The sequence below is a fragment of the Pantoea sp. FN0302 genome, assembly GCF_050113775.1.
GTDB classification, from domain to species: domain Bacteria; phylum Pseudomonadota; class Gammaproteobacteria; order Enterobacterales; family Enterobacteriaceae; genus Mixta; species Mixta alhagi.
In genome coordinates this window covers 35,917-59,778 of record NZ_JBNJSM010000006.1, presented here as the reverse complement: position 1 = coordinate 59,778, position 23,862 = coordinate 35,917, and the positions used below count along the sequence as shown (strand labels likewise).

General features: G+C 54.9%; 23 protein-coding genes. 7 read left to right on the top strand and 16 right to left on the bottom strand.

The genetic code is table 11. The features are described from left to right. Positions 1–82 precede the first annotated feature (82 nt). A complete protein-coding gene (barA, locus tag ACQE32_RS17650) occupies positions 83–2,812 on the top strand; it encodes a two-component sensor histidine kinase BarA (protein WP_250650749.1) in 2,730 nt (909 codons plus the stop codon). On the opposite strand, the gene ACQE32_RS17645 is transcribed toward barA, so the two are convergent. The 7 genes from ACQE32_RS17645 to ACQE32_RS17615 form a co-directional block, all read right to left on the bottom strand. Continuing rightward, complete coding sequence (locus ACQE32_RS17645) at positions 2,803–3,951, bottom strand: glycerate kinase (protein WP_426973687.1); 1,149 nt, start codon at positions 3,949–3,951, stop codon at positions 2,803–2,805. The two genes, barA and ACQE32_RS17645, sit on opposite strands and share 10 nt — an antisense overlap. A gap of 83 nt (positions 3,952–4,034) precedes the next feature. Then, positions 4,035–4,925 carry a 2-hydroxy-3-oxopropionate reductase gene (garR, locus tag ACQE32_RS17640; protein ID WP_085072294.1) on the bottom strand — a complete coding sequence of 297 codons (891 nt, stop codon included), beginning with the start codon at positions 4,923–4,925 and terminating at the stop codon, positions 4,035–4,037. 13 nt (positions 4,926–4,938) lie between these two features. Continuing rightward, a complete protein-coding gene (gene garL, locus ACQE32_RS17635) occupies positions 4,939–5,700 on the bottom strand; it encodes a 2-dehydro-3-deoxyglucarate aldolase (RefSeq protein ID WP_426973685.1) in 762 nt (253 codons plus the stop codon). Positions 5,701–5,725: 25 nt separating this feature from the next. Continuing rightward, positions 5,726–7,066 carry a glucarate dehydratase gene (gudD, locus tag ACQE32_RS17630; protein ID WP_426973684.1) on the bottom strand — a complete coding sequence of 447 codons (1,341 nt, stop codon included), beginning with the start codon at positions 7,064–7,066 and terminating at the stop codon, positions 5,726–5,728. Between the two features lie 10 nt (positions 7,067–7,076). Continuing rightward, positions 7,077–8,423: an enolase C-terminal domain-like protein gene (locus ACQE32_RS17625; RefSeq protein ID WP_085070390.1), complete on the bottom strand. Its 1,347-nt coding sequence runs from the start codon at positions 8,421–8,423 to the stop codon at positions 7,077–7,079. A gap of 9 nt (positions 8,424–8,432) precedes the next feature. Further along, a complete protein-coding gene (locus ACQE32_RS17620) occupies positions 8,433–9,779 on the bottom strand; it encodes an MFS transporter (RefSeq protein ID WP_427022189.1) in 1,347 nt (448 codons plus the stop codon). Positions 9,780–10,045: 266 nt separating this feature from the next. Further along, positions 10,046–10,276: a hypothetical protein gene (locus ACQE32_RS17615; protein ID WP_427022188.1), complete on the bottom strand. Its 231-nt coding sequence runs from the start codon at positions 10,274–10,276 to the stop codon at positions 10,046–10,048. An 18-nt stretch (positions 10,277–10,294) separates the two neighbouring features. Here ACQE32_RS17615 and garD point away from each other — a divergent pair, with 18 nt between their 5' ends. Next, positions 10,295–11,854 (top strand): galactarate dehydratase, encoded by a 1,560-nt coding sequence (gene garD / locus ACQE32_RS17610; RefSeq protein WP_250650756.1) that lies wholly within the window; start codon positions 10,295–10,297, stop codon positions 11,852–11,854. Positions 11,855–11,889: 35 nt separating this feature from the next. Here the strand turns inward: garD and ACQE32_RS17605 are convergent, their stop codons facing one another. The 4 genes from ACQE32_RS17605 to syd form a co-directional block, all read right to left on the bottom strand. After that, a complete protein-coding gene (locus ACQE32_RS17605; protein WP_427022187.1) occupies positions 11,890–12,336 on the bottom strand; it encodes a flavodoxin in 447 nt (148 codons plus the stop codon). Between the two features lie 11 nt (positions 12,337–12,347). Continuing rightward, entirely contained in the window at positions 12,348–13,127 is a 780-nt protein-coding gene (truC, locus tag ACQE32_RS17600) for a tRNA pseudouridine(65) synthase TruC (protein ID WP_427022186.1), read from the bottom strand. Continuing rightward, complete coding sequence (locus ACQE32_RS17595; protein WP_427022185.1) at positions 13,127–13,453, bottom strand: YqcC family protein; 327 nt, start codon at positions 13,451–13,453, stop codon at positions 13,127–13,129. The genes truC and ACQE32_RS17595 overlap by 1 nt, the downstream gene beginning before the upstream one ends. A 604-nt stretch (positions 13,454–14,057) precedes the next feature. Further along, on the bottom strand, positions 14,058–14,612 hold the full coding sequence (gene syd, locus ACQE32_RS17590) for a SecY-interacting protein (RefSeq protein WP_427022184.1): 555 nt from the start codon (positions 14,610–14,612) through the stop codon (positions 14,058–14,060). 107 nt (positions 14,613–14,719) lie between these two features. On the opposite strand from syd, the gene queF reads away from it, so the two are divergent. The 3 genes from queF to xni all read left to right on the top strand — a co-directional run bounded on the left by queF (position 14,720) and on the right by xni (position 17,906). Further along, positions 14,720–15,565, top strand: coding sequence for an NADPH-dependent 7-cyano-7-deazaguanine reductase QueF (gene queF, locus ACQE32_RS17585; RefSeq protein ID WP_085070376.1), 846 nt, complete (start codon positions 14,720–14,722; stop codon positions 15,563–15,565). A gap of 183 nt (positions 15,566–15,748) precedes the next feature. Continuing rightward, positions 15,749–17,113: a nucleotide 5'-monophosphate nucleosidase PpnN gene (gene ppnN / locus ACQE32_RS17580; protein WP_250650762.1), complete on the top strand. Its 1,365-nt coding sequence runs from the start codon at positions 15,749–15,751 to the stop codon at positions 17,111–17,113. A gap of 37 nt (positions 17,114–17,150) precedes the next feature. Then, a complete protein-coding gene (gene xni / locus ACQE32_RS17575) occupies positions 17,151–17,906 on the top strand; it encodes a flap endonuclease Xni (protein WP_426973672.1) in 756 nt (251 codons plus the stop codon). 219 nt (positions 17,907–18,125) lie between these two features. On the opposite strand, the gene rlmM is transcribed toward xni, so the two are convergent. From rlmM to ACQE32_RS17555, 4 genes are all read right to left on the bottom strand, one after another. Continuing rightward, positions 18,126–19,226 carry a 23S rRNA (cytidine(2498)-2'-O)-methyltransferase RlmM gene (rlmM, locus tag ACQE32_RS17570; RefSeq protein ID WP_426982022.1) on the bottom strand — a complete coding sequence of 367 codons (1,101 nt, stop codon included), beginning with the start codon at positions 19,224–19,226 and terminating at the stop codon, positions 18,126–18,128. After that, entirely contained in the window at positions 19,219–19,614 is a 396-nt protein-coding gene (locus tag ACQE32_RS17565; RefSeq protein ID WP_250650766.1) for a DUF423 domain-containing protein, read from the bottom strand. The genes rlmM and ACQE32_RS17565 overlap by 8 nt, the downstream gene beginning before the upstream one ends. A 57-nt stretch (positions 19,615–19,671) precedes the next feature. After that, positions 19,672–20,589 carry a glycine cleavage system transcriptional regulator GcvA gene (gene gcvA / locus ACQE32_RS17560; protein ID WP_085070366.1) on the bottom strand — a complete coding sequence of 306 codons (918 nt, stop codon included), beginning with the start codon at positions 20,587–20,589 and terminating at the stop codon, positions 19,672–19,674. Positions 20,590–20,930: 341 nt separating this feature from the next. Further along, on the bottom strand, positions 20,931–21,155 hold the full coding sequence (locus ACQE32_RS17555; RefSeq protein WP_426973668.1) for a YgdI/YgdR family lipoprotein: 225 nt from the start codon (positions 21,153–21,155) through the stop codon (positions 20,931–20,933). A 218-nt stretch (positions 21,156–21,373) separates the two neighbouring features. On the opposite strand from ACQE32_RS17555, the gene csdA reads away from it, so the two are divergent. Together csdA and csdE are read left to right on the top strand one after the other, a co-directional pair. Beyond that, entirely contained in the window at positions 21,374–22,579 is a 1,206-nt protein-coding gene (gene csdA / locus ACQE32_RS17550; protein ID WP_426973667.1) for a cysteine desulfurase CsdA, read from the top strand. 5 nt (positions 22,580–22,584) lie between these two features. After that, complete coding sequence (csdE, locus tag ACQE32_RS17545) at positions 22,585–23,049, top strand: cysteine desulfurase sulfur acceptor subunit CsdE (RefSeq protein ID WP_427022183.1); 465 nt, start codon at positions 22,585–22,587, stop codon at positions 23,047–23,049. On the opposite strand, the gene tcdA is transcribed toward csdE, so the two are convergent. Further along, on the bottom strand, positions 23,012–23,815 hold the full coding sequence (tcdA, locus tag ACQE32_RS17540) for a tRNA cyclic N6-threonylcarbamoyladenosine(37) synthase TcdA (RefSeq protein ID WP_426982019.1): 804 nt from the start codon (positions 23,813–23,815) through the stop codon (positions 23,012–23,014). The genes csdE and tcdA overlap by 38 nt on opposite strands. Between the last annotated feature and the right edge of the window lie 47 nt (positions 23,816–23,862).

Below are 23,862 nucleotides of genomic sequence, written 5' to 3'. Positions count from 1 at the left end.
AAATCTCTGAATAATTGCTATGCGAAGTTACGCCTGACTGACGGCGTTACTGCCCAGCGTAATTGTCTCATACCGGACTATCATGACCAAATACAGCCTGCGGGCAAGGATGATGATTTTAATACTGGCCCCGACCTTAATGATTGGTCTGCTGCTCAGTACTTTTTTTGTGGTGCATCGCTATAACGAGCTACAGCGCCAGTTAGTGGATGCCGGGGCAAATATCATCGAACCGTTGGCGGTTTCCAGTGAATATGGCATGACCTTTCACAGCCGCGAATCAGTACGTCAGCTGGTGAGCCTTTTGCATCGCCGTCATTCCGATATCGTGCGCGCCATTACGGTATTTGATAACAATCATCAGATATTTGTTACCTCTAACTATCACCTGAATCAGGAACTGCTGCGCCTGTCAGGCGGCGCTAAGCCACCTAAACTGACAACGATAGAACGCCTCGGTAATGTCATTGTTCTGCGCACGCCGGTGGTATCAGAAAATTACTATCCGGATGAATCGCCTGGGCGGGACGTTAAGCCTACAGGTAATCCGCTGGGCTACGTGGCGATTGAACTGGATCTGCAGTCGGTCAGGCTTCAGCAATATAAAGAAGTGTTTGTCTCTACGCTGCTGCTGCTGTTTTGTCTCTGTATCGCCATGATGTTCGCCTATCGCCTGATGCGCGACGTTACCGGTCCGATACGCAATATGGTCAGCACGGTGGATCGTATTCGTCGCGGTCAGCTCGATAGCCGCGTTGAAGGCTATATGCTTGGCGAACTGGATATGCTGAAAAACGGCATTAACGCCATGGCGATGTCTTTGACTGCCTACCATGAAGAGATGCAGCAGAATATCGATCAGGCGACCTCTGACCTGCGTGAAACGCTGGAGCAGATGGAAATCCAGAACGTTGAGCTGGATCTGGCCAAGCGCCGGGCACAGGAGGCGGCCCGCATCAAATCAGAATTCCTTGCCAATATGTCGCACGAGCTGCGCACGCCGCTTAACGGCGTTATCGGCTTTACGCGTCAGACCTTAAAAACACCGCTCACCTCCACGCAGCGCGACTACCTGCATACCATCGAACGCTCGGCTAATAACCTGCTTAGCATCATCAATGACGTGCTGGATTTCTCGAAGCTGGAGGCCGGGAAGCTGGTGCTGGAAACAATTCCGTTCCCGCTGCGCGCCACGCTGGATGAGACGCTGGTGCTGCTGGCGCCTTCCGCCCATGATAAAGGACTGGAGCTGACGATTAATGTTCAGGGCGAGGTGCCGGATAATGTGATTGGCGATCCGCTGCGCCTGCAGCAGATTTTAACCAACCTGATCGGTAACGCGGTGAAGTTTACTGAACGCGGCAATATTGATATTCGTGTGGAAAAGCGCGGCTTAAGCAATAGCAGCGTCGAGCTGGAAGTGCAGGTACACGATACCGGTATTGGCATTGCTGAGAAACAGCAGTCGCAGCTGTTTGAGGCTTTTCGTCAGGCCGATGCCAGTATTTCCCGGCGTCACGGCGGAACCGGTCTTGGGCTGGTTATTACCCAGAAGCTGGTGAAAGAGATGGGCGGCGATATCGCTTTTCACAGCCGTCTGGGCCAGGGGTCGACATTCTGGTTCCATGTCAGCCTGGCACTGAATCCAAACGCCGCCAGCGATCCTCGCGCGCTGGATGGGCTGCGCGGCAAGCGTCTTGCCTATGTTGAGGCGAATCCGGCCGCAGCGCAGGCGGCGCTGGATATTTTGAGCGCCATGCCGCTTACGGTCAGCTACAGCCTGACGCTCGAAGGCCTTACCGAGACGCGTTACGATATGCTGCTGATCGGTTTGCCTGTCTGCCAAAGCAGCGACAGCGTGCTATCACAGGCTTTTATTAACAGCCTGAAGGCACGCGCCGACTGCGTAATTATGGCCCTCTCCAGCCAGATGTTATTGCAGGCGGAGCAGTTAAAAACACACGGTATCGATGCCTGTTTATGCAAGCCGGTAACCCGCACGCGGCTGCTGCCGGTGATGCTCGATTTGCAGGCGCGCAAACGCTATGACCTGCCCGCCCGCGCGCGTCTGCCGTTGGCGGTCATGGCGGTTGATGACAATCCCGCCAACCTCAAGCTGATTGGCGCGCTGCTGGAGGAGCAGGTGGAAAATATTGTGCTGTGCGACAGCGGCGAAAAAGCGATTGAGGTCGCCCGTCAGCAGGCGCTGGATATTATTCTGATGGATATTCAGATGCCGGAAATCGACGGCATTCGTGCCAGCGAGCTGATTCGTGAGCTGCCCCAGCATGCCAATACGCCGATTATCGCAGTGACTGCCCATGCCATTGATGGCGAGCGCGAACATTTAATCAAAGCGGGAATGAATGATTATCTTGCCAAGCCGATTGATGAGGTGAAACTCAGTCACCTGCTGGCGCGCTACTCTCCAACGCTTCTGCCGGGCGTGCCGGAAGCGCCTGCAATTCCAGCCTCCCTTGACTGGCAGCTGGCGCTGCGTCAGGCGGCCAACAAACCCGATCTGGCACGCGACCTGCTGAAAATGCTGCTTGATTTTCTGCCGGAGGTGCAGGAGAAAATCGAGCAGAGCCTGGCGGAAAACCGTCAGAATGGGCTGCGGGAAATCATCCATAAACTGCACGGCAGCGCCAGCTACAGCGGCGTACCGCGCATGAAACAGCTGTGCCGACAGATTGAACATAGCCTGCGGCTGGATGGCGAAGTGATGGCGCTGGAACCTGAGCTGCTGGAGCTGCTGGATGAGATGGAAAATGTGGCGCAGGAGGCGCGCCACATTTTGAGTCAGTCCTGATTAAAAGCCTGACCGATTTTCAGGGTTGCGGCGATATTGCGTGCCGTCATACGTACGTTTTGCGCCGCGTTATTCAGCGCATCTTCCAGCGTACAGATGGAATAGATCACGCTGTAAACCGCGTCCAGGCCATGCTGGTGAACCACGCCGACATCTGCCGTCAGGCTGCCGGCAATGCCAATTACCGGCTTGTTGTAGCGCTTCGCGACTTTTGCCACGCCAATGGGCACTTTGCCGTGAACGGTTTGACTGTCGATACGGCCTTCGCCGGTGATCACCAGCGTGGCATCTTTGACTAACTCATCCAGCCCCAACGCTTCGGTAACGATTTCGATTCCGCGCCGCAGTTCTGCCTGGCAAAACGCATGCAGGGCCGCGCCCATTCCCCCCGCCGCGCCGCCGCCGGGGATATGCAGCACGTCAATATCGAGATCGCGCTGAATAATGCCCGCGTAGTGCGCCAACGCGCTATCAAGCTGGGTAACTAACGCTGGCGTCGCACCTTTCTGCGGACCAAAAATCGCCGAAGCCCCTTCATCGCCCGTGAGCGGGTTGGTAACATCGCAGGCCACCTCAAAGCGGCACTGACGCAGGCGCGGATCGAGCTGGCTGATATCAATGCGCGCCAGCTGCGGTAACGCTCCGCCGCCGTAACCAATCTGCTCATCCTGCGCGTTAAGCAGCCTGGCCCCCAGCGCCTGCACCATCCCGGCGCCGCCATCGTTTGTCGCACTGCCGCCGATGCCGATAATAAAATGTTGTACGCCGCGATCCAGCGCGTTAGCGATAAGCTCACCGGTGCCCCAGGAGGTGGTGACCAGCGGATCGCGCTGCGCGGGCGGCACCAGCTCTAGGCCACTGGCTGCGGCCATCTCAATAAACGCGCAGCTTTCATCGCCAGACAAACCATAAAAAGCATCAACCGGCTCCCCTAAAGGACCGGTAACCCGTAACCTGACAATTTTACCCTGCGTGGCCGCTACCATCGCCTCTACGGTGCCTTCACCGCCATCCGCCACCGGCAGTTTGACATATTCAGCATCGGGAAAGATTGCCCGAAAGCCGTTTTCAATCTCCGAAGCGACCTGCAGGGCGGATAAACTCTCTTTATACGAATCCGGTGCGATAACGATTTTCATAAGTAGTCCGAGCGCTGTTGAGCTGGCCGCAGCCAGAAAACGAAGCCGGTCAGCCTGACCGGCTCTGTAACCGGTGCGGATGGCTAGCGTGAAATTTCAACCTTCGCTAACTTTTCATAATAGCAGGCCAGCGCACTGTGATCGGAGGTGCCCATGCCATCTGCTTTTAACGCCTGCATCATTTCCATGACGGCGGCCGTTAACGGCAGCTGCGCGCCAACCCCATGCGAGGTATCCAGCGCATTACTGAGATCTTTAATATGCAGGTCGATACGGAAACCCGGTTTGAAGTTACGATCCATCACCATTGGCGCTTTGGCATCCAGCACCGTGCTGCCTGCCAGCCCGCCACGGATAGCCTGATAAACCAGATCCGGGTTAACGCCCGCTTTGGTCGCCAGCGAGAGCGCTTCTGACATCGCGGCAATATTCAGCGCGACAATGACCTGGTTCGCCAGTTTGGTCACGTTGCCTGCGCCGATATCACCGGTATGCACAACCGAACCGGCCATCGCTTTCATTAGATCGTAATAACGGTCGAAAACCGCTTTGTCGCCGCCCACCATCACCGACAGCGTGCCATCGATCGCTTTGGGTTCGCCGCCGCTCACCGGCGCATCCAGCATGCTGATGCCTTTTGCCGTCAGCGCCTGATGAATTTCGCGGCTGGCCAGCGGCGCAATCGAGCTCATATCAATCAGTACCGTGCCGGGTTTCGCCCCCTCGATGATGCCATTTTCGCCCAGCGCCACCTCTTTAACGTGCGGCGAATTTGGCAGCATGGTAATGATGACATCGCACTGTTCGGCAACCTCCTTCGGCGTTTTCGCCGTGGTGGCGCCCAGCTCAACCAGCTCCGCCTCGTTTTGCGTATTGGAATCACGAACCACCAGCGTATAACCCGCTTTCAGCAGGTTTTTGCTCATCGGTTTGCCCATAATGCCCAGACCAATAAATCCCACTTTCATTGCTATTCCCCTTGTTAAGCTATTTTTTAAAACGATCGCAAAGCGCCTGCGTGGCGTTACGGAACACGCCCAGATCGCTTCCCACGGCAACAAAGGTTGCACCCCATTCCAGATAGCGGCGCGCGTCAGCCTCGACCGGGGCCAGAATGCCGCTCGGTTTGCCTGCGGCTTTCGCCCGCGCAAAGATATGCTGAATAACTTTTAACACTTCAGGATGGGCAGGCTGCCCCAGATAGCCGAGCGCAGCGGAAAGATCGCCCGGGCCGACAAAAATGCCGTCCACGCCATCAACATTCGCAATGCTGTCGAGATTTTCCACACCCTGCTGGCTCTCAATTTGCACCAGCACGCTGACATTACTGTTAATATCGAGGTTGTAGTCCGGCAGCGTGCCGTACATGTTGCTGCGATGCGAAACCGAGACGCCGCGAATACCGGCGGGCGGATAGCGCGTTGAGGCCACCGCCAGTGCGGCTTCCTCTTCGCTTTCCACAAACGGGATCAAAAAATTATAAAAGCCAATATCCAGCAGGCGTTTGATAATCACCGGCTCATTGCAGGGCGGACGAACCACCGCCGCGCTGGGACTGCCTTTAAGCGCCATCAACTGCGGTACAAAGGTGGTGATATCGTTCGGCGCATGTTCGCCGTCCAGCACCAGCCAGTCGAAACCCGCCAGGCCAAGAACCTCTGTGGTAATAGGATTTGCCAGCGAACACCAGCTGCCGATCAGCGTTTCGCCGCTTAGCAGACGTTGACGAAAATAGTTGGACCAGGACATGTTGTTTCCTCTCGGTTAAGCGCGCTTAGCGCACCAGACACGGACGTTTGTTATCAAAGCGCCAGTTCGGCACCAGGAACTGCATTGCCTGCGCATCATCGCGCGCGCCCAGCCCATGCTGTTGATAAAGCGCATTGGCTTTCATTACCTGATCCATATCCAGCTCAACGCCCAGCCCTGGCTTCTGCGGCACCTGCACCATGCCGCCCTTGATCTCCAGCGGCTGCTTCGTCAGGCGCTGGTTGCCTTCCTGCCAGATCCAGTGCGTATCGATGGCGGTAATCTTGCCTGGCGCGGCGGCGGCAACGTGGGTAAACATCGCCAGCGAAATATCGAAATGATTATTGGAGTGGGAACCCCAGGTCAGGCCGAACTCATGACACATTTGCGCCACACGCACCGAGCCTTGCATGGTCCAGAAATGCGGGTCGGCCAGCGGGATATCCACCGACTGCAGCGACAGGGTATGCCCCATCTGACGCCAGTCGGTGGCGATCATATTGGTGGCGGTCGGCAGACCAGTGGCGCGACGGAACTCCGCCATCACTTCACGTCCTGAATAACCCTGCTCGGCACCGCACGGATCTTCCGCATAGGCCAGTACGTTGCGCAGCTGTTTACCCAGCTTAATCGCCTCTTCCAGCGACCAGGCGCCGTTGGGATCAAGCGTAATGCGCGCCTCCGGAAAACGCTGCGCCAGCGCGGTTACCGCTTCCGCCTCTTCGCTGCCTGCCAGCACCCCGCCCTTTAGTTTGAAATCGTTGAAGCCATATTTCTCATACGCCGCCTCGGCCAGCCTGACGACCGTTTCCGGCGTCAGCGCCTCCTCATGACGCAGGCGATACCAGTCGCAACTGGCATCCGGCTCACTCTGGTAGGGCAGCGTCGTTTTGCGGCGATCGCCCACGTAAAACAGATAGCCGAGCATCTCAACCCGATCGCGCTGCTGCCCTTCACCCAACAGGCTGGCAACATTAACGCCAAGGAACTGCCCCAGCAGATCAAGCAGCGCGGCTTCAATACCGGTAACCACATGAATGGTGGTGCGCAGGTCAAAAGTTTGCGTACCGCGTCCGCTGGCGTCGCGATCGGCAAAGGTGGTGCGCACCAGGCTGAGCAGGTTTTTATATTCGCCCAGCGTATGGCCGATAAGCAGAGCCGCGGCCTCTTCCAGCGTCTGGCGGATTTTCTCGCCGCCGGGAATTTCACCTACGCCGGTATGGCCAGCGTTATCCTTGATGATGACAATATTGCGGGTAAAAAAAGGCGCGTGCGCCCCGCTCAGGTTGAGCAGCATACTGTCGTGACCGGCAACGGGGATGACCTGCATAGCGGTAATTCTCGGCGTGGCGTTCTGTTGGCTCATGGTCGATTCCTTATGCTTTGCTGCGCCCGAACGCCGGGCGCTTGCGATCGAAAGTCCAGCCGGGAATAAGATATTGCATCGCGGTTGCATCGTTCCGCGCGCCGCCCGGCAAGGTTTTGTACAGCTCGTGCGCCTGTTGCAGGCGTTCCCAGTCCAGCTCAATACCCAGTCCGGGCTTATCGGGCACGGCAATTTTGCCGTGACGGATCTGCAACGGCGCTTTAGTCAAATGCCGATCGCCTTCCTGCCAGATCCAGTGAGTGTCGATGGCGGTCGGCTTACCCGGCGCGGCCGCGCCGACGTGGGTAAACATCGCCAGAGAAATATCGAAATGATTGTTGGAATGGCAGCCCCAGGTCAGGCCCCAGTCGTCGCAGAGCTGCGCAACGCGCACCGCGCCGCTTAAAGTCCAGAAATGCGGATCGGCCAGCGGAATATCCACCGCGTTCAGCATGATGGCGTGCTGCATTTCACGCCAGTTGGTGGCGATCATATTCGTCGCGACCGGCAGGCCGGTGGCGCGGCGAAACTCCGCCATCACCTCACGCCCGGAATATCCCTGTTCCGCTCCGCAAGGGTCTTCGGCATAGCTGAGAACATCCTGTAGCCCTTTGCAAAGGGCGATCGCTTCATCCAGCATCCAGGCACCGTTAGGGTCAACGGTAATCCGCGCGTCCGGGAAGCGTTTTTTCAGCGCACGCGCAGTCTCTATTTCCTCTTCGCCCGGCAGCACGCCCCCTTTTAATTTGAAATCTTTAAAGCCGTAACGATCCTGGGCCGCTTCCGCCAGCCGAACCACCGCCGCGCTATCCAGCGCCTGTTGATGGCGCAGGTGATACCACTCATGTGTTGCCCGTTCGCCGCTCAGGTAAGGCAGATCGGTTTTCTGCCGGTCGCCGATATAAAACAGGTAGCCCAGCACCGTGACCTCATCGCGCTGTTTGCCTGGCCCAAGCAGCTCGGCTACCGGCACATTCAGGCACTGCCCCAGCAGATCGAGCAGAGCAGCCTCCAGCGCGGCCACCGCATTGACCCGCAGTTCAAATGTCCAGGCACCTTTGCCGAAGGTATCGAAATCAGCATGCTGATTACCTTTATGCACCTGCTGTACCAGCCGGTTCATGCGGCCGACTTCATGCCCAACCACCTGCGGGATCGCCTCGGTTAGCGTCTGTAAGATGGTTTCCCCGCCTGGTGCCTCACCCAGGCCGGTATGCCCGGCGCTATCGGTTAACACCACGATATTGCGGGTAAAGTAAGCGCTGTGCGCCCCGCCGATATTGAGCAGCATACTGTCATGACCGGCAACCGGAATCACTTTCATATCGGTAATGACGGGCGTGCTTTGCGTATTCATCGCCTCTCCTTACGCTACTTTTTTCAGCTCAATGCGTTTGATGTCACCCACCAATACCAGGTAGCTCAGCACCGCAATGAAAGCATGGATCCCCACATAGATCAGCGCGCCGTTATAAGAACCGGTGGTGGCGATGATGTAGCCAATAGCGATAGGGGTAACGATACCGGAAATATTGCCAAACATATTGAACAGGCCGCCGCTGAGGCCGCTGATCTCTTTAGGAGCGGTATCTGCCATGACCGCCCAGCCGAGCGCGCCGATGCCTTTACCGAAGAAAGCCAACGCCATAAAGAACACCACGACCCATTCGGTATCAACATAGTTACAGGTCACCATTGATATGGAGAGCAGCATGCCGAGAACGATAGGCGTTTTACGGGCGATATTCAGCGAGCCGGTTTTACGCATCAGCCAGTCAGAGATAACTCCGCCAAGCACGCCGCCAAGGAAGCCGCAGATAGCCGGTACCGAGGCGATAAACCCCGCTTTCAGAATCGACATACCGCGCGCCTGCACCAGATAAACCGGAAACCAGGTAATAAAGAAGTAGGTAAGGGCGTTGATACAGTACTGACCGAGATAGATCCCGAGCATCATCCGCGAGGTGATCAGCTGACGAATCTGGAGCCACTTTTCACGTCCGCTGACTTTTTCCTGGCTCTTTTTCGCATCCATATTGATCAGTGCGCCGCCTTTCTCCATATATTCCAGCTCGGCCCGGTTAACGCCTGGATGATCGTTAGGATCGTGGATCACCTTCAACCAGATAAAGCTCAGGATGATGCCCAGCCCGCCCATGAACCAGAAGACATGCGCCCAGCCTACCTGCGAGGTTAACCAGCCCATAATTGGCGCGAAAATAACGGTGGCGAAATATTGCGCTGAGTTAAAAATCGCTACTGCGGTGCCGCGCTCCTGCGCTGGAAACCAGGCGGCAACGATCCGACTGTTGCCGGGGAAAGATGGCGCTTCCGCCAGTCCCACCAGAAAACGCAACATAAAGAGCGCAACGATAACGGTAAATCCTTCAAAAATATCAACAAACCCTTGCAATAGCGTAAACAGCGACCAGATGAAGATGCTCCAGAAATAGACGCGCTTCGAGCCGAAACGGTCAAGCAGCCAGCCGCCGGGGATTTGGCCAATCACATAAGCCCATGAGAACGCCGAGAAGATATAGCCCATGCCGACCGGATCGAGGCCAATATCTTTCGCCATCTCAGAGCCGGCAATCGAAAGCGTGGCGCGGTCGCCATAGTTAAAAGATGTGACGATAAACAACATCACAACGATCCAGTATCGTGCGTTGGTTCTTTTTTCCACGGCGCTTTCCGCCTGGCTGTATGAATTCATGATGCACTCCTGAAATATAGCGGTACGCTACTTTCCACTCTGACTGCATACACTTCGCGTTGAGTATCAGAATGAGGTTGGGTTAAACATGGCGATAATTATTTGTTAGCAAAAACATCGATTACGCAGCGCTGTTGTCTCACCAGTCGTCAAAGCTGGGAAAAAGTATATGGAGCGCAACGGGGCAATTCACTGGAATAAAGCCCGATATTTGATGGTGAAAAATGCTTATTTTATGGCGTTTGCATAATTCGCTGCGGCACGGCTCACGGAATCGCTTTTTTCAGGCCGACAGGCTGAGGGCCAGCGGGAGTGCGGGTTGGGTTTGTGAGCCTCTTCACTTGCATTTGTTCTAAAGCCTGAAAATGAATTAAACGGCAAACAGAAACCAGGTCATTTGCATAATGCTCGCCCTGTTGCCGCTTCTTATACTTTTCACAGCAAAAACCTAAGACGCGGTTTTCACCAGCGCCATCTCCCTTTCCACCCTTTTCCATTTACTGGATACCGAAGCAATGAAAATATTCGAAGAGACGCCGCGCTACATTCGGGTACACGAAGACGACAATGTCGCTATCGTAGTGAATGACAACGGTTTATCGGCTGGCAGCCTATTTCCCTGCGGCCTGCGCCTGACGGAACATGTTCCTCAGGGGCACAAGGTGGCGCTCAGCGCGATTGCGCGCGGCGAAACCATTCGCCGTTATGGCGAAGTGATTGGCTACGCGCTGCGTGATATTGCTCAGGGCAGCTGGATTGAAGAGTCGCTGGTAGCGCTACCGGAAGCGCCGCCGCTGGAAAGCTTGCCGCTGGCGACGCGCGTGCCGGAGCCGCTGCCGCCGCTGGAGGGTTATACCTTTGAAGGCTACCGCAACGCCGATGGCAGCGTCGGCACGCGTAATCTGTTGGGAATTACCACCAGCGTACACTGCGTGGCTGGCGTAGTGGATTATGTGGTCAACATTATTGAGCGCGAGCTGTTGCCGCGTTACCCCAACGTCGATGGCGTGGTGGCGCTGAATCATCTCTACGGCTGCGGCGTGGCGATCAATGCGCCAGCAGCTATTATCCCTATCCGCACCATTCATAACCTGGCGCTGAACGCCAACTTTGGCGGTGAGGTGATGGTGGTGAGCCTTGGCTGCGAGAAACTCCAGCCGGAGCGGCTGTTAGCCGCTAACGGCGATGATGTACAGGCAATCTCCCTCGGCGAAGAAGATATTGTGCGTTTGCAGGATGAACGTCATGTCGGCTTCGAGGCGATGGTGCAGGAAATCCTGCGCGTGGCGGACCGGCACCTGCAGCGCCTGAACCAGCGACAGCGAGAGACCTGCCCCGCTTCTGAGCTGATTGTGGGTATGCAGTGCGGAGGCAGCGACGCTTTTTCCGGCGTAACGGCAAATCCTGCGGTGGGCTACGCCTCGGATCTGCTGGTGCGCTGCGGCGCAACGGTGATGTTTTCCGAAGTTACCGAGGTTCGTGATGCGATACATTTATTAACGCCGCGCGCGGTAGATGAGGCAACCGGTAAGCGACTGTTGGAAGAGATGGCCTGGTATGATGAATATCTGCGTCAGGGCCAAACCGATCGTAGCGCCAATCCTTCGCCGGGCAATAAAAAAGGTGGGCTGGCAAATGTGGTGGAAAAGGCGCTTGGCTCGATTGCCAAGTCAGGACGCAGTGCCATTGTTGAGGTGCTGTCGCCGGGACAGCGTCCCACGAAACGCGGGCTGATTTATGCCGCCACGCCCGCCAGCGATTTTGTCTGCGGCACGCAGCAGATGGCTTCCGGCATTACGCTACAGGTTTTCACCACCGGACGCGGCACGCCCTATGGCCTGGCCGCCATTCCGGTGATCAAAATGGCGACGCGCACCGCATTAGCTAACCGCTGGCACGATTTAATGGACATTAACGCGGGCACTATTGCGACCGGAGAAGAGAGCATTGAACAGGTGGGCTGGCGTTTATTCACGTTGATTCTGGATATCGCCAGCGGTCGTCAGCAAACCTGGTCCGACCGCTGGGGCATTCGCAATGCACTGGCGGTGTTTAATCCCGCTCCGGTAACCTGACCGGCGAAAAGCAACGCTTACCGAAGCGGGAGGGATTACAGCAGCTTGCCCCAGTTTTCTACCCAGGGCGAGGTCACGCTTTCCGGCTCCGGTGATTCCATCGCATCCACCAGCAGTACATCGCCTGTACGCATTGCGCCCTGCTCCTGCAGCAGGGCGTCAAAGGTTTTCCCTGCGCCGCAGAAGTGATCGTAGCTGCTGTCGCCCAGCGCGATAACGCCATAGCGCAGCTGCGGCTGATGCCCCAGCTTATCTTTTACGTCGTGATACAGCCCGGCAATGCTGTCAGGAAAATTACCCTGCCCGGTCGTGGACGTAACAATCAGCGCAACTTTGTCGCTATACTGCTGCCAGTCGCTAAAGCTGGGATCTTCAAAAATCTGTACCTGATGTCCCTGCTCTTGCAGGATCGGCTCCGCCTCTTCCGCGACCAGCAACGCATTGCCGTAAACCGTTCCGACGAAAATACCTATCTGCGCCATAAACTTCTCCCTTAATGTGATTCTCTATCCTGGCCTGGCGTCTGTGCAAACTCAACCCTGGGAATATCAGGGAGATGGTGTTGCCAGCCAAACTGCTGCATCAGACGCTGCCACTCATGATCGAGCCCGGCCCGTAAAATAAGCGGCTCGCCGGTAACTGGATGGTTCAGCGCCAGGCTGCTGGCGTGCAGCATTAAGCGGTCGCAGCCAAAATGCTGCGCCACACCGCGGTTCTGACGTAAATCACCGTGGGTGGTATCGCCAATAATCGGGTGACGCAAATGAGAGAGATGACGCCGCAGCTGATGTTTGCGTCCCGTTGCAGGTTGAAGCTCCACCAGGCTGTAGCGGGAAGTAGGATATCGGCCAATTGCCACCGGCTGTTCCGTGATTGCCAGTCCGCACCAGTGGGTTACCGCCGGCTGTGGTCCTTTATCCGGCGAGGCATATTTATCCCCTATCTTATCCAGCTCTTCGGTAAGCGGATAATCGAGCCGCTCCGCGCCCTCCAGCCAGCCACGTACCACGGCATGATAGGTTTTTACCATCTGGTGCTGCTCAAACTGCTGCGACAGCAAACGACCAACCTCACTGGAAAGCCCCATCAGCAGAACGCCGGAGGTAGGACGATCGAGGCGATGCGCGGTAAATACGTGCTGCCCAATTTGATCGCGCACCGTTTGCATCACCACGACTTTCTCTTTGCGATCCAGCCAGCTGCGATGCACCAGCCATCCGGCCGGTTTATTTACCGCGACCAGCCACTCATCTTGATAGATAATTTCCAGCATCAACGATCCGTTATAAACAGCGCATCAAGCGCGCTAAGGTGAATCAGCAACTCGCGCCGACCCGGCATTCCGGTTTCCAGCGCCATTTCATAATAGGGCGCGATAGCAAAATTCTGCGGTAGCGCAGCCTCGGCATCGAGCAAGGCGTGCATCCGGGGGATCAAGACCCACTGCAACCACTCCAGCGGCTGCATGGTATCGAGGAAAAACGGCTGTGTGCTGTCGAACGCAGCCGCCTCAGGCGCTTCGCTCTGCCATAGCGCATACGTTTTCAGTAATGCTTCGACCGCCAGCAACCCCTGGCGAACCTGATGTTCACGGTGCATGGGCATCCTCACAACGGGTGAAATTTTAAGGGCGGCAAGCATAGCATCGCCGGGGCGGCGGGAAAACGCGCAGCATAAAAAAAGGGGGCACTGTATTAACAGTGCCCCCGGTTCGTTTGCAGCAGTCCCGCTACTCTGGTGCTCCCTGCTCATCCATGAAAACTTTTCCCTGTTGTCATCCTGACAAACACGCCTTCATGGCGATACTCCATTGGCTTTCCTGGCCCACCAGTCGTCCTGTCTGGCTCTCATTCTCCATCCTGGAGGTGTCCTTTTATTCCATCCTGGAATATTCAGCTTCGTCCTGAAGCCATCCTTTAACGCCTTTCCCTGTGCGGCACATCATCCTGATGAACGCCTTCCCTGACGTTGTCCAATCCACGGATTCCCTTTCCGATAATGTACAGTTTGCCTTAGCCAGCACAGGAAACAAGATACCTTTTCCTTTAACAGTTAAGCCTGGCAAAAATCTGAAAAGGCAGATTTCACTAAGTTGATGATTTACATTATTTTCACAAAAAAACTTTCAATTTTCTTGTGGTTTTTTCTGGCGATCTCTTACAGCTAATGTAAGAGATGTCTCACAGTATGATAAGTCGATCGCTTAACTCACCTCAGTAACCGGTTGTAATGCCTTAAGAAACGTCCGAAGATCCGCTGCCAGTTTTTCACGTCGTGGCGTTCCCAGTGTTTCACAGATCACTTCACCCGTTAAATTGCACACCGATATAATTTCTGAATCAGAAGATGTGGTGGCAATAAACAGGGTTGGAGTTTGTTTTAAACGCCTTTTCATGACCAAATGCCCAATCAGATTTTCCTGTACTCGCTCAAAATCGGTCTCGCTCCATACCTGAAGTAAAGTGATTGGCCGTTGCCCGAGCGTCGCCTGCATATCTCCGGCGAATTGCGTTGTATAATAACTCACCACCGAAGACTGTAGCTGTAGCTCCAGCGCCCGTTCTACCGCCGCAAGGTGCGGTTCCAGGCTAAAAGGCTGCGGCTGCCACAGCACGCGTTCGTCACGATTTTCTGTCACGCAGGGCGAAGGAATTTCGTATAACTCGGCGCTGGCAGGCAGATGGCCATAATCCTGCAGCCAACGTTGGCAATAGTATTGAGTGAAGTCCCGCAACGCGGCGGCAATAAGATCATTCATCTTTTTTTACTCCAGGCTGACTGAGTTACACTTACAGCCTTGTTTACCGTTTCTTTATCACAGGAAAAGACGCAACTCGTCTTCCCCGACGGGTTTGAGGTTACGTTATGTCTTCTTATGAACAACATCAAGCGCTTGCCGGCCTGACGCTGGGCAAGCCAACCGCATATCAGGATCGGTATGAACCTGGCTTGCTGCAGGCGGTGCCCCGCTCGCTGAATCGTGAGCCTTTGGGTCTTTACCCCACTCATCTGCCCTTCCATGGTGCCGATATCTGGACATTGTATGAGCTCTCGTGGCTGAATGCGAAAGGCGTTCCTCAGGTTGCTGTGGGCGAGGTCGTGCTGCGGGCGGATAGCGTTAATCTCATCGAATCAAAAAGTTTTAAACTCTATCTTAACAGTTTTAATCAGACACGCTTTGCCGACTGGGGCGAAGTGCGCCAAACGCTGGAGCGCGATTTACGCGCCTGCGCGCAGGGTGAAGTCAGCGTGGCGCTGTTTCGCCTGCAAGAGATTGAAGGGCAACCCATTGGTCAGTTCGATGGTTTCTGCATTGATGAGCAGGATATCAGCATCGATGACTATCAATTCAACGCTGATTATCTGGCCGATGCCAAAGGCGAAGAGATCGTTGAAGAGACGCTGGTCAGCCATCTGTTGAAATCGAACTGTCTGATTACTCACCAGCCTGACTGGGGCTCGGTACAAATTCGCTATCGCGGGCCGCGCATCAAGCGTGAGGCCTTGCTACGCTATCTGGTCTCGTTCCGTCATCATAATGAGTTCCATGAGCAGTGCGTGGAGCGTATCTTTAACGATCTGTTGCGCTTCTGCCAGCCGGAGACGCTGTCGGTATATGCCCGCTATACGCGACGCGGCGGACTGGATATTAATCCATGGCGCAGCAATACTGATTTTTCGCCCAGCCATTCGCGCCTGGTGCGTCAGTAAATTGCGCAGTTCCTCGCAGGACTGCGCGCTGTTACAGGAATCGGTTGAGGAACTTCAGTACAGCAAGCTACTCTGAGAAGCAGCGGTAGCGATACGCTACCGTCCAGGGATTTTCTCGTCACCGTGCGGTTATCGTAACGGCACGGTGTCATTTGTCACCCCGGCGGGTGTAAAGGAGCGCACTTGATTACACATATCAGCCCACTTGGCTCAATGGATTTGCTGTCGCAATTAGAAGTCGACATGCTGAAACGTACGGCCAGCAGCGATCTCTATCAGCTGTTTCGCAACTGTTCTCTCGCCGTGCTTAACTCCGGTAGCCAGACCGACAGCAGCCATGAACTGCTCTCCCGCTTTGAAAACTTCGATATTAATGTGCTACGCCGCGAGCGCGGCGTAAAACTGGAACTGATCAATCCTCCGGAAGAGGCCTTTGTTGACGGACGTATTATTCGTTCTTTGCAGGCAAACCTGTTTGCCGTACTGCGCGATATTCTGTTTGTTACGGGTCAGTTCGAAACGGCAGGCCGCTTTCAGCAACTCGATCTGGATAATTCCATCCATATTACCAATCTGGTTTTCTCTATCCTGCGTAACGCCCGCGCCCTGCACGTAGGCGAAAACCCTAATATGGTGGTGTGCTGGGGCGGGCACTCAATTAACGCCACCGAATATCAATATTGCCGCAATGTCGGCACCCAACTCGGCCTGCGCGAACTCAATATCTGTACCGGCTGCGGACCTGGCGTAATGGAAGCGCCGATGAAAGGCGCTGCGGTGGGTCATGCGCAGCAGCGCTACCGTGAAGGGCGCTTTATCGGTCTGACAGAGCCATCGATTATTGCTGCCGAGCCGCCGAACCCGCTGGTCAATGAGCTGATTATCATGCCGGATATTGAAAAGCGCCTGGAAGCGTTTGTGCGTATCGCTCACGGCATTATCATTTTCCCGGGCGGCGTCGGTACGGCGGAAGAGCTGCTTTATCTGCTGGGTATTCTGATGAATCCGGAGAATAACGATCAGGTGCTGCCGTTGATTCTGACCGGGCCCAAAGAGAGCGCCGATTATTTCCGCGTGCTGGATGAGTTTATCGTGAATACCGTAGGTGAGCAGGCGCGTCGTTATTACACCATTATTATTGACGATGCCGCCGAAGTGGCGCGCCAGATGAAAAAAGCGATGCCGCAGGTTAAAGAGAACCGTCGTGAAAGCGGTGATGCTTACAGCTTTAACTGGTCGCTGCGTATTGAGCCAGACTTACAGGTTCCGTTCCTGCCTACGCATGAAAACATGGCCAATCTTAATCTCTATCCTAATCAGCCGCCGGAAAAACTGGCAGCGGCCTTACGTCGCGCCTTCTCAGGTATCGTTGCCGGTAACGTGAAAGAGATGGGTATCCGCGAGATTCGGCAGAAAGGCCCCTACAGGCTTCATGGCGACCCGGCCATTATGCATCGCATGGACGATCTGCTGCAGGGCTTCGTGGCTCAGCACCGCATGAAGCTGCCGGGCACGGCCTATATACCGTGCTACGAAATCATTAAATAATCGCAAACGGGCGGCTTCAGGTTGCCCGCCTTTAACTATGACTATTCATTTATTAATTGTTGATGCGCTCAATCTTATTCGTCGTATTCATGCCGTGCAGGGTTCGCCCTGTCAGGATCGTTGCGTAGCGGCATTACAGCAGTTATTAGGCCATACACAGCCGACGCATGCCGTTGCGGTATTTGATGATGAACTACGTCGCGAAGGCTGGCGGCATCAGCTGTTACCCGATTATAAAGCGGGCCGTCCGCCAATGCCGGAGGATTTGCAGCGAGAAATGCCCGAGCTGCAGATGGCGTTTCGTCAGGCGGGCGTTTCCTGCTGGTCCGCTGAAGGTGATGAGGCCGATGACCTGGCGGCTACGCTGGCCGTGAAGGTGGCGCAAAGCGGCCATCAGGCGACCATTGTTTCAACGGATAAAGGGTATTGTCAGCTGTTGGCTCCTGAGATTCGCATTCGCGATTATTTTCAGAAACGGTGGCTGGACTTACCTTTTATTGAACAGGAATTTGGCGTTACGCCAGAGAAGCTGCCCGATTTTTGGGGGCTGGCAGGCATCAGCAGTAGCAAAATACCCGGCGTCGCAGGCATTGGTCCCAAAAGCGCCAGTCAGTTATTACAGCAGTTTGGTTCTCTGGAAACGCTCTATCAACAGCTTGATGCCGTACCAGATAAGTGGCGTAAAAAGTTAATCGAACAGCGTGAGATGGCATTTATTAGCCAGCGTGTCGCTACGCTGCGTACCGATCTTAATCTTAACGGTAATTTAAAGGCGTTGCGCCTGCAGAAGTGAAACCCGGTCCTGGCTGCTGCCGGGGCTGAGGAAACCACTTTTAATAAATGGTTATGACCTGCAAACCAGAGCCCCGTCGCGAATATTAAACCAGACCAGACGCAACTACATTGGGTTCTGCGCTTATATCTATTAAAAGCTTTTTGTAGTTAACTTAATCGCTAATCCCTTAGCGGAAGCAATACTATTCGCCCGGGATTAGCGTGGGTGTAAGATGTTCTACCGTTCGTCGCGACGGCCCGGCGCTGCGCCCCAAATGCGGCGAATATGCACCGTTACCTCTTCGCGATCGTGATAAAGCTGACGTGCCTGAATCTGGGCGTTAATGCCATTCTCCTGCAGCTTCTCCTGAATCATCGCCAGATTCTGCGATACTTCTTCATAGCGCTTCTTCATCGGCAGCTTCAGATTAAAAATCGCCTCGCGACACCAGCCGTTGATCAGCCATTCCGCCATCAAATTAGCCACGCGCACCGGTTTTTCCACCATATCGCACACTACCCAGCTAATATTGCTGCGCGTGGGACGATATTTGAACCCATCTTCACGATGATGTGTCACCTGCCCGGTATCCATTAAAGAAGGCGCCATCGGGCCATTATCTACCGCATGCACCATCATGCTGCGTTTCACTAACTGATATGTCCAGCCGCCCGGACAGGCTCCAAGATCAACCGCATACATCCCGCTAGCCAAACGTTCATCCCATTCATCAGCCGGAATAAACACGTGAAATGCCTCTTCCAGCTTGAGAGTCGAACGACTTGGTGCATCGGAAGGAAATTTAAGCCGAGGTATACCCATAAAAAACGGCGAATTATTGTTGGGATAAGAGTAACCCACATAACAGTGACCAGAAGCGATAAAGAACACATGGATCACCGGTCGGCTGGCGCTCTCGTAATTCAGCAAACTCTTCTGCTGACGCAGCGCGCTACGCAGCGGAACGGTAAACTTACGACAAAACTTCAGCAATTCCTTCGCTTCATTGGTATCCGGCACCTCGACCCGAAGGTCGCCGCCCTTCTCTACCACGCCGTTTATCATCCCGGCCACTGGGGAGATACGATCTTCAGGCGGTAAATCACGCAGCAGTTCACCCACCACCACCATCTGACGAGCAAAAATCAGCTCGCTGAAAGGCAGTTCGCGCGCCAGCTTGTCGGCCTCGGCCGCTTCATAACACTCAAACAGCACATAGCCGGAATTCTCTTTTACCCGAGCGAAACCATAAATTTCACGTTGCGCCGCTTTATCGGTAATCTCTGCCGCACACTCTTTCTCAAAACCGGAACGGCAATACAACAACACTTTATTCATGGCGATCTGCCTTTCTCTTCAGACGCAGCGCGCCGATTAACATTAAAATCCAACCAATCAGAAAACAGGTGCCGCCTACTGGCGTAATAAACACCCACATCTTCAAATGCGACAGCGCCAGACAATAAAGACTGCCGCTAAACAGCACTACGCCCAGGGCCAGAAAGGCGCTGCTCCAGTAAAACCAGATATTTGCGCGACGAAGCATCGCCGCAGCCAGGCCGATAATGGTCAGCGTATGCCAGGCCTGATAATCCAGACCGGTATGAATCCAGGCCATTTCTGTGGGCCCCAGAGACTGACTCAGGACGTGCGCACCGAATGCGCCAAAAGCGACAAAGAAAAATCCGCTGATGGCTGAAAAAATTAACATTGCACGACTGGACATCGAACGATCCTCGTAACATAACGCGCCGGGTCACTCCGTCGCGGTTAAATAAACAGGTTAATTGGCGTAGCGGAAGCGGAATTTTTCTTGCTCGCTTGCGGCTTTTGCCAGAATCCATTGTCGAAAGGCGGCTATTTTACCCAGTTCTGCCTGGCTGTCATGACAAACCAGATAAAAAGCGTTTTTACTTACCAGCACATCATTAAAAGGACAAACCAGGCGACCAGCCTCAATTTCACTTTGCGCCATAACATTGTTCGCCAACGCCACGCCCTGTCCATGAATCGCCGCCTGCAACACCATCGCGCTGTGGCTAAAAATCGGCCCCTGCTGCACATTAATATGCTGCAAGCCTAACTGGCGCGTATAGGATTGCCAGTCGCGGCGCGAAGCATCATGCAAGAGCGTCATATGTTCTAAATCGGCTGGCGTTTTTAACGGCTTATCGCCAGTAAGCAGCTGCGGCGAGCAAACCGGCAACAAATATTCAGCGTATAGCTTTTCTACACGCAGCCCCGGCCAGTTGCCGCGACCATAAAAAATCGCCACGTCCACATCGTCGGCCAGTTTCTCCTCTTCACGGTCTACCGCCTGGATACGCACATCGATTCCCGGATAAGCTGAGTTAAAGCTGGAGAGACGCGGCACCAACCACTGAATCGCAAAACTCGGCAGCAGGCTTACCGTCAGCGCGCCTTTGGCGCTGCGCGCCTGCAGCTTACGCGTCGCATCATTAAGCGCCGAGAAAATCTCTTTAATATCCAGATAGTAGCTTTGACCTTCCTCGGTCAATAATAACGAACGATTACGCCGCCGAAACAGCTTCAGACCGAGAAAATCTTCCAGAGACTTAATCTGATGGCTTACGGCTGCCTGGGTAACAAACAGCTCTTCAGCCGCTTTGGTAAAGCTAAGATGACGCGCTGCTGCATCAAAAACGCGCAGGGCATTCAATGGTGGAAGACGTTTTGACATGGTTTCCAAATCTTGGCTGAAACACTTTGACGCAACCCGAAAGCGCCGCGTTACGTATTAGATTTTTTTATCCGAGACATTATAAATTGTCCGTTGAGGAAGCTCCAGCAAATACCTATAGTTGCCGCACTTCCTGAGCCGGAACGAAAAGTTTTCAGAATAGGTAGGAAACTACTGATTTCAGAGGGCTTTTGGCTTGTGGTCGTGATGTTGTGTTTGCAATTTGATCTGACGCTTTTCAGATCGGGTAGCCTGGCTACCTTTTATTCCTGTAGATTTACCCTGTCTGTCCATAGTGATTTTAATAGCACCGCATAAGCGGTGCTTTTTTTTGCCTGAAATTACTGGCCCATCTCTACCATCTCTTTGACATCTGAGCGGTTGATCTGCTGCTCGTTGCCCTGAGCATCTTTATAGCTGATCATACCGGTATCATCGTCTACCATAGGCTTACCATCGGCAACAATCGTGCGTCCATCATTGGTATGCATAACGTAATTGCTGGAACAGGCAGCTAAAGTAAATGTCATGGCACAGGCGGCCAGTACTGCGGCGAGTTTTTTCATTTTCTATCTCCTTGCAGATTAAATGCGATAAACCAACCGTCCTAATCAGCCAGCGTGAATGGTGCTCAGCAGCAACATTCGCTCTGGTAAATCGGCGGTAAACAGTTTAAACCTTGCCTTTTCAGCATAACGCGGATTTGCTGCTTTGCCAGTGGCTTAGGCGCTATTCGGCCTGTTCCTGGCCGCAGAAGCTAAACCTTTATTGTAATGAGAACCGCATGACCCTATTTAATCCCGCCCAGTTCCGCCAGCAGTTTCCGGCGCTGGCAAACGCGGGCGTTTATCTGGACAGCGCCGCCACCGCATTAAAACCTCAGGCGGTGATTGAGGCCACCGATCACTATTACAGCCTGAGCGCCGGTACCGTGCATCGCAGCCAGTATGCGGCGGCGCGTAAGCTTACTGAGCGTTATGAAAGCGCGCGTGCGCAGGTGGCTGGCCTGATTAATGCGCCAAATCCACAGACGATTATCTGGACACGCGGCACCACCGAAGCGATCAACCTGGTGGCGCAGAGCGCATTCAGACCTACCTTACAGCCTGGCGACGAGATTATCGTTAGCGAAGCAGAGCATCATGCCAATCTGGTGCCCTGGCTAATGGTTGCTGAACAGACCGGTGCACGGGTGGTGAAATGGCCGCTGGGCCCGGATCGCCTGCCGGATATGGCGCTGTTACCCACGCTATTAACCGGTAAAACGCGTCTGCTGGCGCTGAGCCAGATGTCCAACGTGACCGGCGGCTGTCCCGATCTGGCGCAGGCGATAAAGCTGGCGCATGCCGCCGGGGCATTGGTTATGGTAGACGGCGCCCAGGGCGTGGTGCACTGCCCGCCGGATGTGCAGGCGCTGGATATCGATTTTTATGCCTTCTCCGGCCACAAACTTTACGGGCCGATGGGCATTGGCGCGCTGTACGGTAAACCGGCGCTGCTGGAAGCGATGGCTCCCTGGCAGGGCGGCGGCAAAATGCTTAGCCATGTGGATTTTAATGGCTTTACGCCGCAGCCGATCCCCTGGCGTTTTGAGGCCGGAACGCCAAACGTCGCAGGCGTTATCGGCCTGAGCGCCGCGCTGGAATGGCTGGAAAAGGTAGATATCGAGGCGGCAGAACGCTGGAGCTGTAGCCTGGCGACGCTGGCGGAAGAACAGCTACAGGCGATTCCCGGCTTTCGTAGCTTCCGCAGCGGTGAATCCAGCCTGCTCTCTTTTGATATTGCCGATATTCATCACAGCGACGTGGTCACGCTGCTGGCCGAAAGCGGCGTGGCGGTACGCGCCGGTCAGCACTGCGCGCAACCATTAATGGCAGCGCTGGGCGTCAGCGGTACACTGCGCGCCTCATTTGCCCCTTATAATAGCCTGCAGGATGTCGATGCGCTGGTGCGCGCCATCCATAACGCCATCACTTTACTGGCAGAGTAATCACTATGACGCTTATCGCTCCACATCCGTTTGCTGCACTGATCACCGTTTCATCATTAAAAGAAAAGTTTGTTGCCTGCCCCGGCTGGGAAGAACGCTATCGTCAGCTGATTCTGCTGGGCAAACAGCTGCCGCCGCTGCCGGATGCGCTGAAAAGCACGGAAATTGAGCTGAGCGGCTGTGAAAATCGCGTCTGGCTGGGTCATCAGCGCCTGCCTGACGGATCCCTGCATTTTTACGGTGACAGCGAAGGAAGAATCGTTCGCGGCCTGCTGGCGGTGCTGCTTACGGCAGTTGAACGGCAGCAGCCGGAAACCTTGCTGCAGCAGGATCCGCTGCAGCTATTTGATGAGCTGGGCCTGCGCGAACAGCTGAGCGCCTCGCGCAGCAGCGGGCTGGACGCGCTGGCCCAGGCGGTCCGCGCAGCGGCGGCTACCCCTGACGCGCCGCCTTCGCCAACATTTTCTTAAGCACGTGCGATACCGCCACAAAACCAAAGGTAGCCGTTACCATCGTAGCGGCGCCGAAACCAGAGGCGCAATCCATCCGCTTCGGGCCTTCTGCCGTGCTGCGTGAAGCGCAAACGCTGCCGTCCGGCTGAGGATAAACCAGTGCTTCAGTAGAAAACACGCAGTCGATGCCCAGCTTGCCTTTACTGTTTTTCACCACGCCAAAATCCTGCTTTAGCCGCTCCCGCAGCTTCGCCGCCAGCGGATCCTGAATGGTTTTCGCCAGATCGCTCACCTGGATCTGGGTAGGATCGATTTGTCCGCCAGCGCCGCCAGTGGTTACCACCGGGATCTTATTGCGGCGACACCAGGCAAGCAGCGCCGCCTTGGGCCGCACGCTATCGATGGCATCGATCACATAGCTGTAGCCTGCGCCCATCAGCTCAGCAGTATTATCAGGCGTAATAAAATCGTCCACGCAGTGAACCGTGCATTCCGGATTGATCGCCAGGATACGCTCGGCCATCACTTCCGTTTTTGCCTTGCCGACATTGCCCTGCAAAGCATGAATTTGCCGGTTGGTATTAGTGATGCAGACGTCGTCCATATCGATCAGGGTAATAGCACCGATACCGGTACGCGCCAGCGCTTCCGCCGCCCATGAGCCAACGCCGCCGATGCCGATCACGCAGACGTGCGCATCGGCAAACAGCTGTAATGCGTCCTGACCATAGAGACGCGCCGTACCGCCAAAGCGCTGCCGCCAGGCGTCAGAGAGAACTCTCATGAAATAACCTTTGTTGATAGTCAATAGCGGGCCAGAACGGCCCGCTA